This window comes from Xanthobacter sp. AM11 (assembly GCF_047444035.1).
In the GTDB taxonomy this organism is placed as follows: domain Bacteria; phylum Pseudomonadota; class Alphaproteobacteria; order Rhizobiales; family Xanthobacteraceae; genus Xanthobacter.
Window position 1 is genome coordinate 2404372 of sequence record NZ_JBLAOA010000001.1, and the last position, 17980, is coordinate 2422351.

General features: G+C 70.5%; 12 protein-coding genes. 9 read left to right on the plus strand and 3 right to left on the minus strand.

Annotated elements, in window-relative coordinates:
- Positions 1-79: 79 nt before the first annotated feature.
- From ACI7BZ_RS11140 to ACI7BZ_RS11165, 6 genes are all read left to right on the plus strand, one after another.
- Positions 80-1159 carry an efflux RND transporter periplasmic adaptor subunit gene (locus ACI7BZ_RS11140; protein ID WP_414117226.1) on the plus strand — a complete coding sequence of 360 codons (1080 nt, stop codon included), beginning with the start codon at positions 80-82 and terminating at the stop codon, positions 1157-1159.
- Positions 1156-4242, plus strand: coding sequence for an efflux RND transporter permease subunit (locus ACI7BZ_RS11145; RefSeq protein ID WP_414117227.1), 3087 nt, complete (start codon positions 1156-1158; stop codon positions 4240-4242). Before ACI7BZ_RS11140 ends, ACI7BZ_RS11145 begins: the two co-directional genes overlap by 4 nt.
- A 105-nt stretch (positions 4243-4347) precedes the next feature.
- Positions 4348-5376, plus strand: a complete 1029-nt coding sequence (locus tag ACI7BZ_RS11150; RefSeq protein WP_414117228.1) for a patatin-like phospholipase family protein — start codon at positions 4348-4350, stop codon at positions 5374-5376.
- Positions 5377-5379: 3 nt separating this feature from the next.
- Complete coding sequence (locus ACI7BZ_RS11155) at positions 5380-6843, plus strand: GntP family permease (RefSeq protein WP_414117229.1); 1464 nt, start codon at positions 5380-5382, stop codon at positions 6841-6843.
- A 199-nt stretch (positions 6844-7042) separates the two neighbouring features.
- Positions 7043-8251 carry a sodium/glutamate symporter gene (gltS, locus tag ACI7BZ_RS11160; RefSeq protein WP_414117230.1) on the plus strand — a complete coding sequence of 403 codons (1209 nt, stop codon included), beginning with the start codon at positions 7043-7045 and terminating at the stop codon, positions 8249-8251.
- Positions 8252-8444: 193 nt separating this feature from the next.
- A complete protein-coding gene (locus ACI7BZ_RS11165; RefSeq protein WP_414117231.1) occupies positions 8445-9431 on the plus strand; it encodes an LLM class flavin-dependent oxidoreductase in 987 nt (328 codons plus the stop codon).
- A gap of 97 nt (positions 9432-9528) precedes the next feature.
- On the opposite strand, the gene ACI7BZ_RS11170 is transcribed toward ACI7BZ_RS11165, so the two are convergent.
- From ACI7BZ_RS11170 to ACI7BZ_RS11180, 3 genes are all read right to left on the minus strand, one after another.
- Positions 9529-10140: a cysteine dioxygenase family protein gene (locus tag ACI7BZ_RS11170; protein WP_414117232.1), complete on the minus strand. Its 612-nt coding sequence runs from the start codon at positions 10138-10140 to the stop codon at positions 9529-9531.
- A 27-nt stretch (positions 10141-10167) separates the two neighbouring features.
- Positions 10168-10920 carry an alpha/beta hydrolase gene (locus ACI7BZ_RS11175; RefSeq protein WP_414117233.1) on the minus strand — a complete coding sequence of 251 codons (753 nt, stop codon included), beginning with the start codon at positions 10918-10920 and terminating at the stop codon, positions 10168-10170.
- A gap of 159 nt (positions 10921-11079) precedes the next feature.
- Entirely contained in the window at positions 11080-12012 is a 933-nt protein-coding gene (locus ACI7BZ_RS11180; protein ID WP_414117234.1) for a LysR family transcriptional regulator, read from the minus strand.
- A gap of 150 nt (positions 12013-12162) precedes the next feature.
- Between ACI7BZ_RS11180 and ACI7BZ_RS11185 the strand changes: the two genes are divergently transcribed.
- The 3 genes from ACI7BZ_RS11185 (at position 12163) to ACI7BZ_RS11195 (ending at position 17948) form a co-directional block, all read left to right on the plus strand.
- Positions 12163-13017, plus strand: a complete 855-nt coding sequence (locus ACI7BZ_RS11185) for an alpha/beta hydrolase (RefSeq protein WP_414117235.1) — start codon at positions 12163-12165, stop codon at positions 13015-13017.
- A 26-nt stretch (positions 13018-13043) separates the two neighbouring features.
- Positions 13044-14273, plus strand: coding sequence for an efflux RND transporter periplasmic adaptor subunit (locus tag ACI7BZ_RS11190; protein ID WP_414117236.1), 1230 nt, complete (start codon positions 13044-13046; stop codon positions 14271-14273).
- Positions 14274-14687: 414 nt separating this feature from the next.
- On the plus strand, positions 14688-17948 hold the full coding sequence (locus ACI7BZ_RS11195; protein WP_414117237.1) for an efflux RND transporter permease subunit: 3261 nt from the start codon (positions 14688-14690) through the stop codon (positions 17946-17948).
- Positions 17949-17980 lie beyond the last annotated feature (32 nt).

Sequence of the window (17980 nt, forward strand, 5' to 3'; positions counted from 1 at the left end):
AGGACAGGTTGCGTCGCGAAATGGACGCGACGTTGTGGCTGCACCGACGGACCAGACACCGAACGAGGGTTTGCCCCCCATGCGCTCTTCCCCCTGCCCGGCCCTTCTCCTCGCCACCGTCCTCGCTCTCGCCGGATGCGGCGCCGAGCCCGAGGCCAAGGCGCCGGAGCCGCGGCCCGTGCGCACCGTGCTCGCCGCCAACCGCGCCGCGGGGGATGCCATCACCCTCACCGGCCATGTGGAGGCGCAGAACGAGGCCACCTACGGCTTCCGCATCGGCGGGCGGGTCATCGAGCGGCTGGTCAATGTGGGCGACCGGGTGAAGCCCGGGCAGGTGCTGGCGCGGCTTGACCCGCAGGACGAGCAGAACGCCCTGCGCTCGGCCCAGGCCGCTGTGTCCGCCGCCAACGCCAATCTCAGCCAGACCCGCAACCAGTATGAGCGCCAGCGCCAGCTCCTGGCCCGCGGCTTCACGCCCCGCGCCCAGTATGAGCAGGCCGAGCAGGCCTTCCTGAACGCCCGCGCCCAGGTGGAGGACGCCGAGGCGCGGCTGCGCATCGCCCAGGACCGCCTCGGCTTCACCGAGCTGAAGGCCGATTCCGCCGGCGTCGTCACCGAGCGGCGGGCCGAGCCGGGCGAGGTGGTGCAGGCCGGGCAGGCCATCGTGCAGGTGGCGCGGCAGGACGGGCGCGACGGCGTGTTCGAGGTGCCGGCCCAGCTGCTCGCCGGCCTGCCGGGCGACCCGGAGATCCAGGTGTCGCTGGCCAGCGATCCCGCCGTGGTGGCCACCGGCCGGGTGCGCGAGATCGCCCCCCAGGCCGACCCGGTGACCCGCACCTTCCGCGTGCGCGTCGGCCTCATCGACCCGCCGGAGGCGCTGCGCCTCGGCACCACCGTCACCGGCCGCGTGGTGGTGGACAGCGGCCCGGTCATCGAGATTCCCGCCAGCGCGCTCACCCGGGTGAACGACAAGCCGGCGGTGTGGGTGGTGGACCCGCAGGCCAGGACGGTGGCGCTGCGCAATGTGGAGGTGCTGCGCTTCTCGCCCGCCACGGTGGCGGTGGCCGGCGGGCTCCAGCCCATGGAGATCGTGGTCACGGCCGGGGTGCAGGCGCTGCATCCCGGGCAGGCCGTGCGGCTGCTGGAGGCCGCCCGGTGAGCGGCTTCAACCTCTCCGCCTGGGCGCTGAAGCACCGCTCGGTCATCATCTATCTCATGGCGGTGTCGGTGGTGGCCGGCATCCTGGCCTTCCGCAATCTGGGGCGGGGCGAGGACCCCACCTTCGTCATCAAGACCATGGTGGTGCAGGCCTCCTGGCCCGGCGCCACCATCGAGGAGACGTTCCGGCAGGTCACCGAGCGCATCGAGCGCACCCTGCAGGAGACGCCGAAGCTCGACTATCTGGAGAGCTACACCAAGGCCGGCGTCACCACCATCTTCGTCCATCTGAAGGGCTCGGCCACCGGCGCCGAGGTGCCGGACATCTGGTACCACGTGCGCAAGAGCGTGGGCGACATGCGCCACACCCTGCCGCAGGGCGTGGTGGGGCCGGGCTTCAACGACGAGTTCGGCGACACCTTCGGCATCATCTACGGCTTCACCGCGGACGGCTTTACCCACCGCGAGTTGCACGACCATGTGGAGGAGGTGCGCTCCGAGCTGCTGCACGTGCCCGATGTCTCCAAGATCGAGATCCTCGGGGCGCAGGACGAGCGCATCTTCATCGAATTCTCCATGATGGAGCTGGCCAGCCTCGGCATCGACCGCGCGGCGGTGCTCGCCGCGCTGCAGAGCCAGAACATCGTGCGGCCTTCCGGCGAGATCCAGACCAGCAAGGAGAACCTCGCCGTGCGCGTCACCGGGGCGTTCAGCTCCGAGGACGACATCGCCAACGTCAATTTCGCCGTGGGCGGGCGCCTCATCCGCCTGGCCGACATCGCCACCATCCGGCGCGCCTATGCCGATCCGCCCCAGCCGATGTTCCGGGTGAACGGCAAGCCGGCCATCGGCCTTGCCATCGCCATGCGCGACGGCGGCGACATCCTGGCCATGGGCGGCAGGCTCGCCGAGGCCATGGCCCGCATCACCGCCGACCTGCCCATCGGCATCGAGCCGCATCTGGTGGCCGACCAGGCGGTGACGGTGGACAACGCTATCGGCGAGTTCATGGAAAGCCTGTGGCAGGCGGTGGGCATCATCCTGGTGGTGTCGTTCATCAGCCTCGGGGTGCGGGCGGGGGCCATCGTCGCTTTGGCCATCCCGCTCACGCTGGCGATCGTGTTCGCCATCATGCAGATCGTCCACATCGACATGCAGCGCATCTCCCTGGGCGCGCTCATCATCGCGCTGGCGCTCATGGTGGACGACGCCATGACCACCACCGACGCGACGCTGACCCGCCTTGCGGCCGGCGACGACAAGGCGACGGCGGCCTCCTTCGCCTTCAAGGCCTATGCCATGGCCATGCTGGCGGGCACGCTGGTGACGGTGGCCGGCTTCGTGCCGGTGGGCTTCGCCGCCAGCTCGGCGGGCGAATACACCTTCTCGCTGTTCGCCGTGGTCACCATCGCCCTGCTGGTGTCGTGGGTGGTGGCGGTGCTGTTCACGCCCCTGATGCAGGTGCTCATCCTGAAGGCGCCGGCCAAGGGCGCGGTGCCGGACCCCGACGCGCCGCCCACGGGGGTGCTGGGGCTTTATCGCGGCCTCCTGGTGGCGTGCCTGCGCATGCGCTACCTCACCATCGCCGCCACCCTGGGCCTGTTCGTGCTCTCCGTGCTGGCGCTGCCGCTGATCCCCTCGCAATTCTTCCCCTCGTCCGACCGGCCGGAGCTGCTGGTGGACCTCGCTTCGCCGCAGAATGCCTCCATCTATGCCAGCGAGAGCGTGGCGGAAGCCTTCGACAAGGTGCTGGCGGACGACCCGGACGTGGAGCGCTGGTCCACCTATGTGGGCCGCGGCGCCATCCGCTTCTACCTGCCCCTGGACGTGCAGCTGCCCAATGATTTCTTCGCCCAGTCGGTGATCGTGGCCAAGGACATCGCCGCCCGCGAGCGGCTGCGCGTGAAGCTGGAGAAGGTGGTGGCGCAGGACTTCCCCCAGCTGGTGGCGCGCATCTCGCCGCTGGAGCTGGGGCCGCCCGTGGGCTGGCCGGTGCAATATCGCGTGTCCGGGCCGAACATCGAGAAGGTGCGGGCCATCGCCTTCGACCTCGCCGCCGTGATGGCGTCGAGCCCCGAGGCGCGCACCGTGAATTATGACTGGATCGAGCCGGCGCGGCAGATCCGCATCAAGGTGGACCAGGACCAGGCCCGCCTGCTGGGCCTGTCCACCCAGGCGCTGGCGGGCGTGCTCAACACCGTGCTCTCCGGCGCGCCGGTGACGCAGGTGCGCGACGACATCTATCTCGTCAGCGTGGTGGCCCGCGCCACCGACGAGGAGCGCGTTTCCCTCGACACCCTGGCCACCCTCCAGGTGCCCCTGCCGGGCGGGCGCACCGTGCCGCTCTCCCAGCTTGCCACCTTCGACTACGGCCAAGATTATCCGGTGATCTGGCGGCGCGACCGGGTGCCCAGCCTCACGGTGCAGGCGGACGTGGTGCGCGGCGTGCTGCCGGAAAGCGTGGTGACGGGGCTGGAGCCCAAGGTGGAGGCCCTGCGCCGCACCCTGCCGGCGGGCTATTCCATCGCCGTCGGCGGCACCGTGGAGGAGAGCGCGGCCTCCCTCGCCTCGGTGGTGGCGGTGGTGCCGGTGATGCTGCTCATCATGTTCTCGGTGCTCATGTTCGAGCTGAAGAGCTTCCAGCGGCTCGTCATCGTGCTGTCGGTGGCGCCGCTGGGCCTCATCGGCGTGGTGGCGGCGCTTCTGGTGTCGGGCCGGCCGCTGGGCTTCGTCGCCATCCTCGGCGTGCTCGCCCTCATCGGCATGATCACCAAGAATGCGGTGATCCTGCTCGGCCAGATCGAGGCGGACCGCGCCGCCGGCAAGAGCGTGTGGGATGCGGTGGTCACCGCCTCCTCCATGCGCTTCCGGCCCATCATGCTCACCGCGGTGTCCACCGTGCTGGGCATGATCCCCATCGCCCCCACCGTGTTCTGGGGGCCCATGGCCTTCGCCATCATGGGCGGTCTCATGGTGGGAACGCTGCTCACCCTCATCTTCCTGCCGGCGCTCTATGTCACCTGGTTCGGGCCGCAGACCGGGCCGGACGGCGCGGTGGGCGATGCGGCTCTGGCACAGGGATAAGGTCCCGCCAGGCCGGGGCCGCCGGGGGGAAGCGCCAGAACGAACGCCGCCCGCGGCGAAGCCACATCCACCCCGGCCGCTGCAGGCCGGGCGAACCTTTCGGAGATGCGCGCCATGGAACGCTCCCCCCTTCTCGTGGATCTCGCCCTGCAGGGCGGAGGCGCCCACGGCGCCTTCACCTGGGGCGTGCTCGACCGGCTGCTTGAGGAGAGCTGGCTGCAGATCGACGGCGTTTCGGGCACCTCCGCCGGGGCCATGAATGCCGCCGTGCTGGCCGACGGCTATGCCGCCGGCGGCGCGCAGGGGGCGCGGGACGCCCTGGACCGCTACTGGAAGGCGGTGTCGGACGCCGCCCGCTTCAGCCCGTTCCAGCGCGGCCCCCTCGACCGCATGATGGGGCGCTGGACGCTGGATTCCTCGCCCATGTTCGTCGGCATGGACCTCCTGTCGCGCCTGTTCTCGCCCTATGACCTCAACCCGGGCAATTTCAACCCGCTGAAGCGCATCCTGGACGAGTGCATCGACTTCGAGCGGCTGAAGGCCTCGCCCATCCAGCTCTTCATCACCGCCACCAACGTGCGCACCGGGCGCGGCCGGGTGTTCCGCAACGCCGAAATCTCGGCCGACGTGCTGCTGGCCTCGGCCTGCCTGCCCACCATGTTCCAGGCCATCGAGATCGACGGCGATCCCTATTGGGACGGCGGCTATTCCGGCAACCCCACCATGACGCCGCTGGTGCGCTACCTGAATTCCGACGACACCATCCTCGTGCCCATCAATCCGGTGGAGCGCCCGGGCACGCCCAAGACCGCCGCCGAGATCATGAACCGGCTCAACGAGGTGTCCTTCAACGCGGTGCTCCTGAAGGAGCTACGCATGATCGCCATGCTGCGCAAGGTGGCCGACCCCGGCAACACCGAGGGCGCGGAATGGGCCAAGATGCGCATGCACATGGTGCCCAACACGCTGATGGCGGGCCTGGGCTTCTCCTCCAAGCTCAATGCGGAATGGGATTTCCTCTCCATGCTCAAGGTGGAGGGGCGCAAATCGGCGGAGGAATTCCTCGCCCGCGACGGCGACAAGCTGGGCGTCACCTCCTCCATCGACCTCGACGTGCTGCTGGAAGGGGTGTGAGCCATGGGTCTCATCGGCATTCTGGTCGGCCTTTCGGCCCTCATCTACCTGGCCTTCCGCGGGTCGAGCATCCTGCTCCTGGCGCCGCTGGCCGGCCTCATCGCCGCCGCCTTCTCCGGTGAGCCGCTGCTGGCGAGCTGGACCCAGACCTTCATGCGCAACGCGGCGGATTTCGTCGCGCAATTCTTCCCGCTGTTCCTGCTCGGCGCCCTGTTCGGCAAGCTGATGGAGGATTCCGGCTCGGTCACCGCCATTGCCAACACCATGACGCAGAAGCTCGGCACCCGCCGCGCCATCCTCGCCGTGGTGCTGGCGGGGGCCATCGTCACCTATGGCGGCGTCTCGCTGTTCGTGGCCTTCTTCGTCATCGCCCCCATGGGCATCGCCTTGTTCCGCGCGGCCGGGGTGCCGCGGCGGCTGATGCCGGCGGCCATCGCGCTCGGCACCTCCACCTTCACCATGTCGGCCATGCCGGGCACGCCCTCCATCCAGAACGCCATTCCCATGCCCTTCTTCGGCACCACGCCGTTTGCGGCGCCGGGGCTGGGCCTCATCGCCTCGCTCATCATGCTCGGCTTCGGCATGTGGTGGCTGAAGCGGCAGGAGGCGCGGGCGCGGGCGCGGGGCGAGGGCTTCGGCCCCGTCACCGAGCCGGACAACGAGGCGGCGGAGGAAGCCGCCGAGAACCCCATCGTGCGCGAGCGGGCCACCACCGCCGGCCCGTTCGACCCGGCCGAGATCCACTCCAGCGAGGAAACGCAGAAGGTGCCGCCCATCTTCCTCGCGGCGCTGCCCATCATCGTCGTCATCGTGGTCAACCTCGTCATGTCGTTCGCGGTGCTGCCGCGCATGGACGTGGCCTTCCTGGCGCAGCCGGAATGGGGCAGCTCCAGCCTGTCGGCGGTGGGCGGCGTGTGGTCGGTGATGGTGGCGCTGCTGGCGGCCATCCTCACCGTCATCGCCATCAATTTCCGCTCGGTGCCGGAGCTGCGCGCCACCATGACGGCGGGCGCCAACGCCTCGGTGCTGCCCATCCTTTCGGTGGCGAGCCTTGTGGGCTTCGGCGCCATCGTCGCCTCGCTGCCGGCCTTCGCCGACGTGCGCAACTGGGTGCTCTCCATCGAGGGCGGGCCGCTGGTGTCGCTGGCGGTGGCCACCAACATCCTGGCCGCGCTCACCGGCTCGGCCTCGGGCGGGCTCACCATCGCCCTTGATGCGCTGGGGCCCACCTACATGAAGATCGCCGCCGAGATCGGCATGGACCCGGCCCTCATGCACCGCGTGGCGGTGATCGGCTCGGGCACGCTGGACAGCCTGCCCCACAATGGCGCGGTGGTGACGCTGCTGTCCGTGTGCGGGGTGACCCACAAGGAAGGCTATCTCGACATCGTCATGGCGGCGGTGGTGGGGGCGCTCATCGCCCTGGCGGCGGTCATCGCGCTCGGCACCCTGGCGGGCAGCTTCTGATCCGCCGGCCCCGCCCGGTGCCGGGCCGGTCGGCGCAAGCGCCGCGGGCTTGACCAGAGGCCCGCGAATTGCGCTCATGGGTCCGATGCCGCGTCCTGCCCGCAACAGGCCCGCACGCGGCGCCGCATCCCGTCCGGCCGGCTTCGCCCCGTGGGCGCGAAGCCCGGGCCGCCCCACCCGGACAGGCGAGAGAGGTGACATGCCGGCCACCCACGAGGTTTCGGGTTTCCTGACCTTCACGCTCGCCATCGTGGTCTATTTCGCCGGCGCCGGAATCAACGGCGTGGTCGGCCCGCTGCGGCGCTGGAACATTCCCGAGGCGGTCACCGGCGGGCTCCTGGCGGCCATCGCCACCCTTCTTGCCTATCGCGTGTTCGGCCTGGCCATCTCGTTCGATCTGGCCGCGCGCGACATGCTGCTATTGTATTTCTTCACCGGCATCGGCCTCAATGCCCGCCTGTCGGACCTGGCCACCGGCGGGCGGCCGCTGGCCATCCTGCTGGCGCTCACGGTGGTCTATCTCGGCCTGCAGAACCTGGTGGCCATCACCGGCGCCTCGGCCCTGGGGCTGCCGGAGGGGGTGGCGCCGCTCTTGGGCTCGGTCTCGCTCATCGGCGGGCACGGCACCACCATTGCCTGGGCGCCGCTCATCTCCGAGCGGTTCGGCCTTGAGAATGCGCTGGAGATCGGCATCGCCAGCGCCACCCTGGGCCTGGTCATCGCCAGCCTGGTGGGCGGGCCGGTGGCGGGGCTGCTCATCTCCCGCTTCAAGCTGCGCAGCGAGGAACTGCTGGCGCCCATGGTGGGCCTGCCCGACGACGACGTGGGGCCGGACGCGGGCAAGGTCACCTATCACAATATCCTCAGCGCGCTGCTGGTGCTGAACGCGGTGATCCTCGTCGCCTACGCTTTGGAGGACGTGGTGGAGGCCACCGGCATCAAGCTGCCGCTGTTCGTGGTGTGCCTGCTGGTGGCCATCGTGGTCACCAATACGGTGCCCCACGTGCTGCGGCGGACGCCCTGGCCGGCCCGCACCTCGGCGCTGGCGCTCATTTCCGATCTGTCGCTGAAGATCTTCCTGGCCATGTCGCTCATGAGCATGCAGCTGTGGACCCTGGGCGGGCTCGGCCCGGCGCTGGCGCTGGTTCTGGGGGCGCAGACGCTGGTGGCGGTGGCCTATATCCTGTTCGTGGTGTTCCCGGCCATGGGGCGGGACTACCAGGCGGCGGTGCTGGCGGCGGGCTTCACCGGCATCAGCCTGGGCGCCACCCCCACCGCCATCGCCAACATGACGGCGGTGACCCGCACCCACGGCCCGGCGCCGCTCGCCTTCATCATCCTGCCGCTGGTGTCCGCCTTCTTCATCGACATCGCCAACGCGCTGGCCATCGGCTTCCTGCTGCGGTGACGGCGCCCCGGCCGCCGCGGTGCCATGCGCCGGGCGCGGGTGAGGCATCGGGCTGCGGCGGGGGGCTACCGCCGCGCGCACGGCTGCCTATGTGAAGCAGACGGGCTCAGTTCCATGTCACACGATGCGGCGCGTGACACCTTCCGGCATGGCGCGCGGGCGCGGCGCGTGCGCAGCAACAGCAGGCGGCGACATGGTTGCTCTCTCCATTCTCGATCTCGTGCGCGTGCGGCAGGGGTCCGATCCGCGCCACGCCCTCGACCACGCGCGCGACCTCGCCGCCCATGCGGAGGGCTGGGGCTACCGGCGCTTCTGGGTGGCCGAGCACCACAATATGGAAGGCATCGCCAGCGCCGCCACCGCTGTCGTCATCGCCCATGTGGCGGCGGGCACGCGCACCATCCGGGTGGGGGCAGGGGGCATCATGCTGCCCAACCATGCGCCCATGGTGATCGCCGAGCAGTTCGGCACGCTGGCGCATCTTTTTCCCGGCCGCATCGACCTTGGCCTGGGGCGGGCCCCGGGCACCGACCAGGGTACCATGCGGGCGCTGCGCCGCTCGCTCGCCAATTCCGACAATTTCCCCAATGACGTGCTGGAGCTGCAGGCCTATTTCGCCCCGGACACGCCCGGCCCGGCGCTACGGGCAGTGCCGGCCACCGGCACGCAGGTGCCGCTGTGGATCCTGGGCTCCAGCACCTATGGCGCCCAGCTCGCCGCGGCGCTGGGGCTGCCCTATGCCTTCGCCTCCCATTTCGCGCCGGCGGACCTTCTGCCCGCCCTCGAAATCTACCGCGAGAGCTTCCGCCCCTCGGCCCAGGCGCAAAAGCCCTATGCCATGGCCGGCATCAATGTGATCGCCGCCGGGGACGACGCCACCGCCCGCCGGCTGGCCACCACCCAGCAGATGTCCTTCGCCGATATTTTCCGCGGCGCGCGCGGCCTCAGCAAGCCGCCCATCGACGATATCGAGACCTATTGGAGCCCGCTGGAGAAGGTGCAGGCCATGCGGATGCTGGCGCGCTCCGTGGTGGGCGGGCCGCAGGCGGTGCGCGCGGGGCTGGCGGCCTTCGTGGCGCAGACCGGGGTGGACGAAGTGATGGTGGTGTCCGACGTGTTCGACCACGCGGCGCGGCTGCGCTCGTTCGAAATCATCGCCGAGGCGGCGGCCGGCCTGTGAACGGATCGCGCCCCAGAGAACGCGTTATCCTCAAGTGAGAGGGCGATTCACCGCCCATATGGAGCCGCGCCGCGGCTCCATATGGGCGGATCGCGCTCTAATCCACGATCTGCGTCTGGATGGTGAGGATGTCGTAGGCCGGCGCCTCCGGCGGGTTGGCGTAGCGGGTGGTGAAGCGGCCCTGCCGGCCCTCGGCATCCACCGTGGTCCGCTCCAGCCCTGCCAGTTCCCCGCCATGCACCTGGATGGCGATGGCCCCGCCGGGGCCGGCGGGGCAGGCCATCGCAAGGCCCGCGGCGCCGGCGGCGGGGGAGAAGGTGGCCACCATTCCCGCCGTCAGCAGCCGCGCGGCGCCCTGCGCCACCGGCGGCGCCCCCTCCGGCAGCGCGAAGGCCTGCCGGGTGAGGCCGCCGCGCAGCACGCCGGTGATGTCCCACACCGGTTCCCGGCACAGGGGCAGGCTTTGCCCCGCGCCGATCACGGTGGCCACCACGCAGAAGCGCTCCATTGCGTCCGCATAGAGCTGGAACTGGCGGAAGGGCGCGTCCTCCGCCGTGGCGAAGGCGGCGGGAAGCCAGTCGTCGGCGGCCACCAGGCGCACCATGAGGTCGCGGCCGATCATGAGGATCTCGCGCTCGCTGTCCGCCAGCTCCACCATGGACTGGATGTCCCAGATGAAGCGCTTCAGGGCGGGGGGAACGGGCTGCATCACGTCTGTGTCCTGTGTGCCGGGGGATCAGGGATGCCCGCCGGCGGCGGGCGCATCGTGGCCGTCATGGCCGTCATGGTCGTCATGGTCATGGTCGGCCGGCCCGGCGGCAGGCTTGCGCACCACGGTGGCGGAGAGGAAGTCGCCGGCGGCGATCACGCCGTCGTCGTCGCTGGCGTGGCCGAGGCCCGGCCGCCGCATGCCCTTGGCCGGCACGCCGAGGGCCTTCAGGCGCTCGCGGGTGGCGGTCATGGCGGCGAAGGGCACCACCTCGTCGGCCTCGCCGTGGATCATCAGCACCTGCGGGCGGGCGCTGATCTCCTGCTCCAGCCCGTCGAGGTCGAACAGGGCGCCGGAGAAGGCGACGATGGATGCCGGGGTGCGGGGCCGGCGCAGGCCCACGTGCAGGGCCAGCATGGCGCCCTGGGAGAAGCCCACCAGTGCCAGGTGGCTGTCGTCCAGCCGGCGCTGCGCCAGCATTTCGTCCAGGAAGGCGTCGAGCTGGGGGGCGGCGGCGCGCAGGCCCGCCTCCACCGCCTGCGGGGTCATCCCGCCGCTCTCGAACCATCGCCGCCCGCCGCCGGCACAGGGGAAGGGGGCCTGCGCGGCGAGGAAATCCGCCTTGGGCATGGTGGGGGCCCAGTTCAGCGCCAGGTCGATCACCGCCTGCCCGTCGCTGCCCTCGCCATGCAGCAGCACCACCAGGAACACCGGCTTGCCGCAGGAGAGGGCGGCGATCTTGGGCCCCGGGGTGATGGCCGGCGGCAGGCCTTGCGTCATGATATCCCCCTTAGGGCGTGGCGGCTGTCGTCTTTGCGCCGCGGCGGGCGGGGCGCCGTGCGGGCGGCATTCTCCGGCTTTATCAAAGGCATGGCTCGGTTCCGGCGGCGCGGCTGCGCAGCGCCGGCACAAGCGTAGCAAGATGCGGGCCGCGCCGGGTCAGGGGCGGGGCAGGGTGCTGCGGTTCAAGATCAGGTCGGAGGTGGCGAACAGCTGGGCCACCCAGTCCACGAACACCCGCAGGCGGTTGGAGAGGTGGCGGCTCGGTGGATAGACCACGTGCACCGGCAGGGGGTCGGTATCCCAGCCGCACAGGACGGGCACGAGCGCGCCGCTGCCCACATGCTCCTGCACCATGTAGGCGGGCGCCATGAGCACGCCGGCACCGGCGAGGCCGGCGGCGAGATAGGCGGTGCCCTCGTTGCAGGCGATGCGATAGCGCCCCTGCACCTCCAGCGTTTCGTCCCCGCGCCGGAACTCGAACGGATAGTGGCGGCCCGTATGGGCACTGAAATAGCGCACCACGAAATGACCGTCCTCCAGCTCCCGCGGGTGGCGGGGGGCGCCGTGGCGGGCGATGTAGCCGGGCGATGCCACCGCGACGAAGGGAATCTCGCCGATGCGCCGGGCGATGAGGGAGGGATCGCCCAGCGTGCCGGCGCGGATCACGCAGTCCACATTCTCGCCCAGCAGGTCCACCGGCCGGTCGGTGCAGCCCACATCCACCTCGATGTCCGGGTACCGGGCCAGGAAGTCCGGCAGGGCCGGGATGAGGATGATGATGGCGAGGGACGGGGGCAGGTCGATGCGCAGCCGCCCGCGCGGGCTCGCCTGGGAGGACGACATGGAGCCGTCCAGCTCGTCCACGTCGCTGAGGATGGCCAGGGCCCGCTCATAATAGGCGGCGCCGTCGGGGGTCACCGTCACGCGCCGGGTGGTGCGGTTCATGAGGCGGGTGCGCAGATGGGTCTCAAGGCCCTGGATGTGCTTGGTGAGGGTCGCCTTGGGCATGCCCAGCAGGTCGGCGGCGCGGGTGAAGCTGCCCGTCTCCACCACCCGCACGAACGCACGCATTGCAGCAAGCTGGTCCATGATGGCCCCTTCCGCCCGCCGCAACACGGGCGATTATTTACTTATATGAACAATGTTATCACGCAGTGGCGGTTTATCCACCTGAAACGGTCCAGTAGCTTGCATGCACTGCACAAGGCGCGAACGGCGCGCCGGCAGGGACGGACCACCATGCACACGCCCTTCACGCAAACGCACATCGAGACCGAGGCCGGCGCCCTGCCGGCCCGCCTCTATGGCGGCGGTGCGAAGCGGGCGGCGCCGCTGGTGCTCTACCTGCACGGCGGCGCCTTCACCGACGGCACGCTGGAGTGCGGCGCCGTGGTGGCGAGCCTTCTGGCCCAGGCCGGGGCGGTGGTGGTTTCCATCGAATATCCGCTGGCCTGCGAGCACCCCTTTCCCTATGCGCTCACCGCCGCCTATGCCGCGCTGTGCGCCCTGCACCGGCTGCGCGGCAGCTTCGCCGGCAAGGCGTCCCGGCTGTTCGTGGCCGGGGAGCAGGCGGGCGGCAACCTTGCCGCCGGCCTCGCCATGATGGCGCGCGACCAGCAGGCGCCGCCGCTGGCCGGGCAGATCCTCATGTCGCCCATGCTGGACCCCTGCCTTGCCACCGCCTCGGCCCGCCAGGCGGACGCGGGGGTGGCGGGCTGCCGCTGGGCGGACGGCTGGCAGAAATACCTCGGCTCGGCCGACAAGGGCGCCCATCCCTATGCGGCGCCGCTCACCTCCGCCCGCCTCGCCGGGCTCGCGCCGGCCCTGGTGGTCAGCGCGCAGGACGATCCCATGCGGGACGAGAGCGTGCGCTACGCCCGCGCCCTCGCCCAGGCCGGGGTGCCGGTGACGCTGGAGGTTCTGCCGCCCACCGGCTGCAGGCGGCCGGATGAGACCCAGGATGCCGCCGGTGCGGCGGGGCCTGCGCCCGCCATGCCGCTGCCGGCCCTGGCGGACGCGCTGCGCGCGCTCTTCGCCGGCTTTCTCGAATCCGCATGGGTGCGTCGGCAGGCCGCCGCCTCGCCCGTCCTTTGACAGATCGGACACAAGGACTGCCCCCCATGAGCCGAATCTTCCGTTTCCTGTCCAGCCCCATCGGCGCCCGCGTCCTGCTCGTCGCCTTCGCCGCCGGGGCCTCGACCCTCGCCACCCTGGCGGTGCTGCCGGCGGGCGATGCCCGCGCCAGCGATCCCGCCAGGGCGGCGCTGGCGCCGGCGGCGGTGCCGGTGTCCGTCGCCACCGTGGAGCCGCGGGAGGCGCGCATGTACGACACCTTCTCCGGCCGGCTGGAGGCGGTGGAGCGGGTGGAGGTGCGCTCGCGCGTCGCCGGCGCCATCAAGGCGGTGCATTTCCGCGAGGGCGCGCTGGTGAAGGCCGGCGACCTGCTCGTCTCCATCGACCCCGAGCCGTTCCAGGCGGAGGTGGACGAGGCCCAGGCCCAGGTGGCCGCCGCCGAAGCCCGGGTGCAATTGGCCCAGAACGAGCTGGAGCGCGGGCAGCGCCTGTGGAATTCCCGCACCGTCTCCCAGCGCGACCTCGACGAGCGGGTGAACGGCCAGCGCGCGGCGCAGGCGGCCCAGCGCGCCGCCGAGGCCAAGCTCCAGTCGGCGCGGCTCAATCTCGGCTACACCTCGGTGCGCGCCCCGGTTTCCGGCCGGGTGGGCAAGTCCGAGATCACCGTGGGCAATCTGGTGGCGGCCGGCCCCGGCGCGCCGGTGCTGACCACGCTGGTGTCCGTGGACCCCATCTATGCCAGCTTCAATGCCTACGAGACGGTGGTGGCCCGCGCCCTCGCCAGCCTCGGCTCCGCCGCCGACCTGACCGGCGAGCTGCACCGCATTCCGGTGATGATGACCACCGCGGCGGGCGGCGCCCCGCTGCAGGGCCGCATGCAGCTCATCGACAACCAGGTGGACCCGCGCACCGGCACGGTGCGGGTGCGCGCCGAATTCGACAATGCCGACGGGCGCCTGCTGCCCGGCCAGTTCGCCCGGCTGGAAATGGGGCAGGCCACCACCGCGCCGGCGCTGCTGGTGAGCGAGCGGGCGGTGGGCACCGACCAGGACAAGAAGTTCGTGCTGGTGGTGGATGCCGACAACAAGGCCAACTGGCGGGAGGTCACCCTCGGCGCCCCGGTGGATGGCCTGCGGGTGGTGACGAGCGGCCTTGTCGCCGGCGAACGGGTGGTGGTCAACGGCCTCCACCGGGTGCGCCCCGGCGCCGTGGTGGCGCCCCAGCCGGTGCCCATGCGGGTGAGCGAGGTGGCGAGCCCCGCCAAGGCCGCCAACTAGTGGTTCGACCGCGACAGATGGAACCCATCTGCCGCGACCAAGTCGAACCACAACGCATTGATCTGGTGGATCAACTTTTCGAAACGGATGGGAACCATCCGTTTCGGTTGATCCACTAGGGCGCCATCCGCTCACAGGGAGCCGTGGCACGGTGCCCCGCCCCGTGCCCCGTTGAACCGGGCCGCGCCCCGGCCCGCCGGGTGCGCCCGGGATCGATCCGAACACGTTCCCTCTCCCCCGCATGGGAGAGGGTTGGGTGAGGGGTGCGCCGGGCGTCACGCCCCCGACAAACGGCGCGCTCCTCACCCGCCTTTTCCGCCCCCGGCCCGCCGCGGCATCCGCGCCGGACCCCGGGCTCCCGCGTTCCGCGTTCCATGAAACGCCGATCAGCCGCCTCCCGTGGAGGAAGGTGCCATGAACCTGTCCCGCTTCTTCATCGACCGCCCCATCTTCGCGGGGGTGCTGTCGGTCATGATCTTCCTTGCCGGGCTGCTGGCCATGCGGGCCATGCCCATTTCGGAATATCCCGAGGTGGTGCCGCCCCAGGTGGTGGTGCGCGCCACCTATCCCGGCGCCAACCCGAAGGTGATCGCCGAGACCGTTTCCACCCCGCTGGAGGAATCCATCAACGGGGTGGAGGACATGCTCTACATGTCCAGCCAGGCCACCACCGACGGCATCATGACGCTGACCGTCACCTTCCGCCTCGGCACCGACCCGGACAAGGCGCAGCAGCTGGTGCAGAACCGCATCTCCCAGGCCGAGCCGCGCCTGCCGGAGGAGGTGCGCCGGCTCGGCGTCACCACCGTGAAGTCGTCGCCGGACCTCACCATGGTGGTGCATCTCACCTCCCCCAACGGGCGCTACGACACCACCTACCTGCGCAATTACGCGGTCTTGAACGTGAAGGACCGCCTGGCCCGCGTCGAGGGTGTGGGGCAGGTGCAGCTGTTCGGTGCCGGCGACTATTCCATGCGGGTCTGGCTCGATCCGCAGAAGGTGGCCGAGCACGGGCTTTCCGCCGCCGACGTGGTACGCGAGATCCGCGCCCAGAACGTGCAGGCGGCGGCCGGCGTGGTGGGCGCCTCCCCCGGCCTGCCGGGCCTCGACCTGCAATTGTCCATCAACGCCCAGGGCCGCCTCGCCAACGAGGAGGAGTTCGGCGACATCGTGGTGAAGAGCGGCGCCAATGGCGAGATCGTGCATCTGCGCGACATCGCCCGCATCGAGCTGGGCGCCTCCGAATATGCCCTGCGCTCGCTGCTCAACAACACCTCCGCCGTGGCGGTGCCGATCTTCCAGGCGCCCGGCTCCAACGCCATCCGCATCGCCGACGAGGTGCGCCGGGTGATGGAGGAGATCAAGGGCAACATGCCGGAGGGGGTGGACTATTCCATCGTCTACGACACCACCCAGTTCGTGCGCGCCTCCATCGACGCGGTGGTCCACACGCTGCTCGAAGCCATCGCGCTGGTGGTGCTGGTGGTGATCGTGTTCCTGCAGACCTGGCGGGCCTCCATCATCCCGCTTCTGGCGGTGCCGGTGTCCATCGTCGGCACGTTCGCGGTGATGTATGTGTTCGGCTTCTCCATCAATGCGCTCACCCTGTTCGGGCTGGTGCTGGCCATCGGCATCGTGGTGGATGACGCCATCGTGGTGGTGGAGAATGTGGAGCGCAACATCGCCGGTGGCCTCGCCCCGCGCGAGGCCACCTACAAGGCCATGCGGGAGGTGTCCGGCCCCATCATCGCCATTGCCCTGGTGCTCATCGCGGTGTTCGTGCCGCTGGCCTTCATCACCGGGCTCACCGGCCAGTTCTACAAGCAGTTCGCCCTCACCATCGCCATTTCCACGGTGATCTCGGCGGTCAATTCCCTCACCCTGTCGCCGGCCCTCTCGGCGCTGCTGCTGAAGGGGCATGATGCGCCCAAGGACTGGCTCACCCGCGCCATGGACCGGCTGTTCGGCTGGTTCTTCCGCGGCTTCAACCGCGCCTTCGTCGCCGGCTCGGGCGGCTATGGGTCGGTGGTGGGCGGGGTCATCCGCCACAAGGCGCTGATGATGGGCCTTTATGTGGCGCTGGTGGGCCTCACCGTGGTGCTGTTCCGCACCGTGCCGCCCGGCTTCGTGCCGGGGCAGGACAAGCAGTATCTGGTGGGCTTCGCCCAGCTCCCCGACGGCGCCACCCTCGACCGCACCGAGGCGGTGATCCGCGCCATGAGCGACATCGCCCTGAAGCAGGAGGGGGTGGAATCGGCCATCGCCTTCCCCGGCCTCTCCATCAACGGCTTCACCAACTCGTCCAATTCCGGCATCGTCTTCGTCGGCCTGAAGGCGTTCGAGGAGCGCACCCGGCCGGACCTGGGCGGCGGCGCCATCGCCATGCAGCTGAACCAGAAGTTCGCCGCCATTCCCGAGGCCATGATCGCCATGTTCCCGCCGCCCCCGGTGCAGGGGCTGGGCACCATCGGCGGCTTCAAGCTGCAGATCGAGGACCGCGCCGGCCTCGGCTACGAGGCGCTGGATGCCGCCACCCGCGCCTTCCTCGCCAAGGCGTCGCAGGCGCCGGAGCTGGCCGGCCTGTTCTCCTCCTACCAGGTGAACGTGCCGCAGCTGTTCGCCGACATCGACCGGGTGAAGGCGCGCCAGTTGGGGGTGGCGGTGACCGATGTGTTCGACACCATGCAGATCTATCTTGGATCGGCCTATGTGAACGATTTCAACAAGTTCGGACGCACCTACACGGTCCGGGTGCAGGCCGACGCCCCGTTCCGCGCCCGTGCCGACGACGTGGGCGGGCTGAAGGTGCGCTCGGCCTCCGGCGAGATGATCCCGCTCTCCGCATTGCTGAAGGTGCGCTCCGCGGCGGGGCCGGAGCGGGCCATGCGCTACAACGGCTTCCTCTCGGCGGACGTGAACGGCGGCGCCGCCCCCGGCTTCTCCTCCGGCGAGGCGCAGCAGGTGGTGGAGCGCATCGCGGCTGAGACCCTGCCCAAGGGCTTTGCCTTCGAATGGACCGAGCTGACCTACCAGGACATCCTGGCCGGCAATTCGGCGGTGTGGGTGTTTCCGCTGGCCATCTTCCTGGTGTTCCTGGTGCTGGCCGCCCAGTATGAGAGCCTGATGCTGCCGCTGGCGATCATCATGATCGTGCCCACCGGCCTGCTGGCGGCCATGACCGGGGTGTGGCTCTCGGGCGGGGACAACAATGTCTTCACCCAGATCGGCCTCATCGTGCTGGTGGGCCTCTCGGCCAAGAACGCCATCCTCATCGTGGAGTTCGCGCGCGAGCTGGAGTTCGCCGGCCGCACCCCGGTGGCCGCGGCCATGGAGGCGAGCCGGCTGCGGCTGCGGCCGATCCTGATGACCTCGCTGGCCTTCATCATGGGCGTGGTGCCCCTCGTCACCTCCATCGGCGCGGGGGCGGAGATGCGCCATGCCATGGGCGTGGCGGTGTTCTCGGGCATGATCGGGGTCACGGTGTTCGGCATCTTTCTGACGCCGGTGTTCTACGTGCTGCTGCGGGCGCTCTCGGGCAACCGGCCGCTCACCCAGCACGGGCACGGGACCATGGAAGCCGGCGCCCCCGAGGGGGCGAGCCACGGGGCGGGCGCCGCCGCGCCCCACGGCGCCCCCGCCGCCCCGGCCCCGGCCACCCTCGGCCCGCAAAGCTGACGGCGGCGCCACCGGCCCGGCCGCTGTCCGCA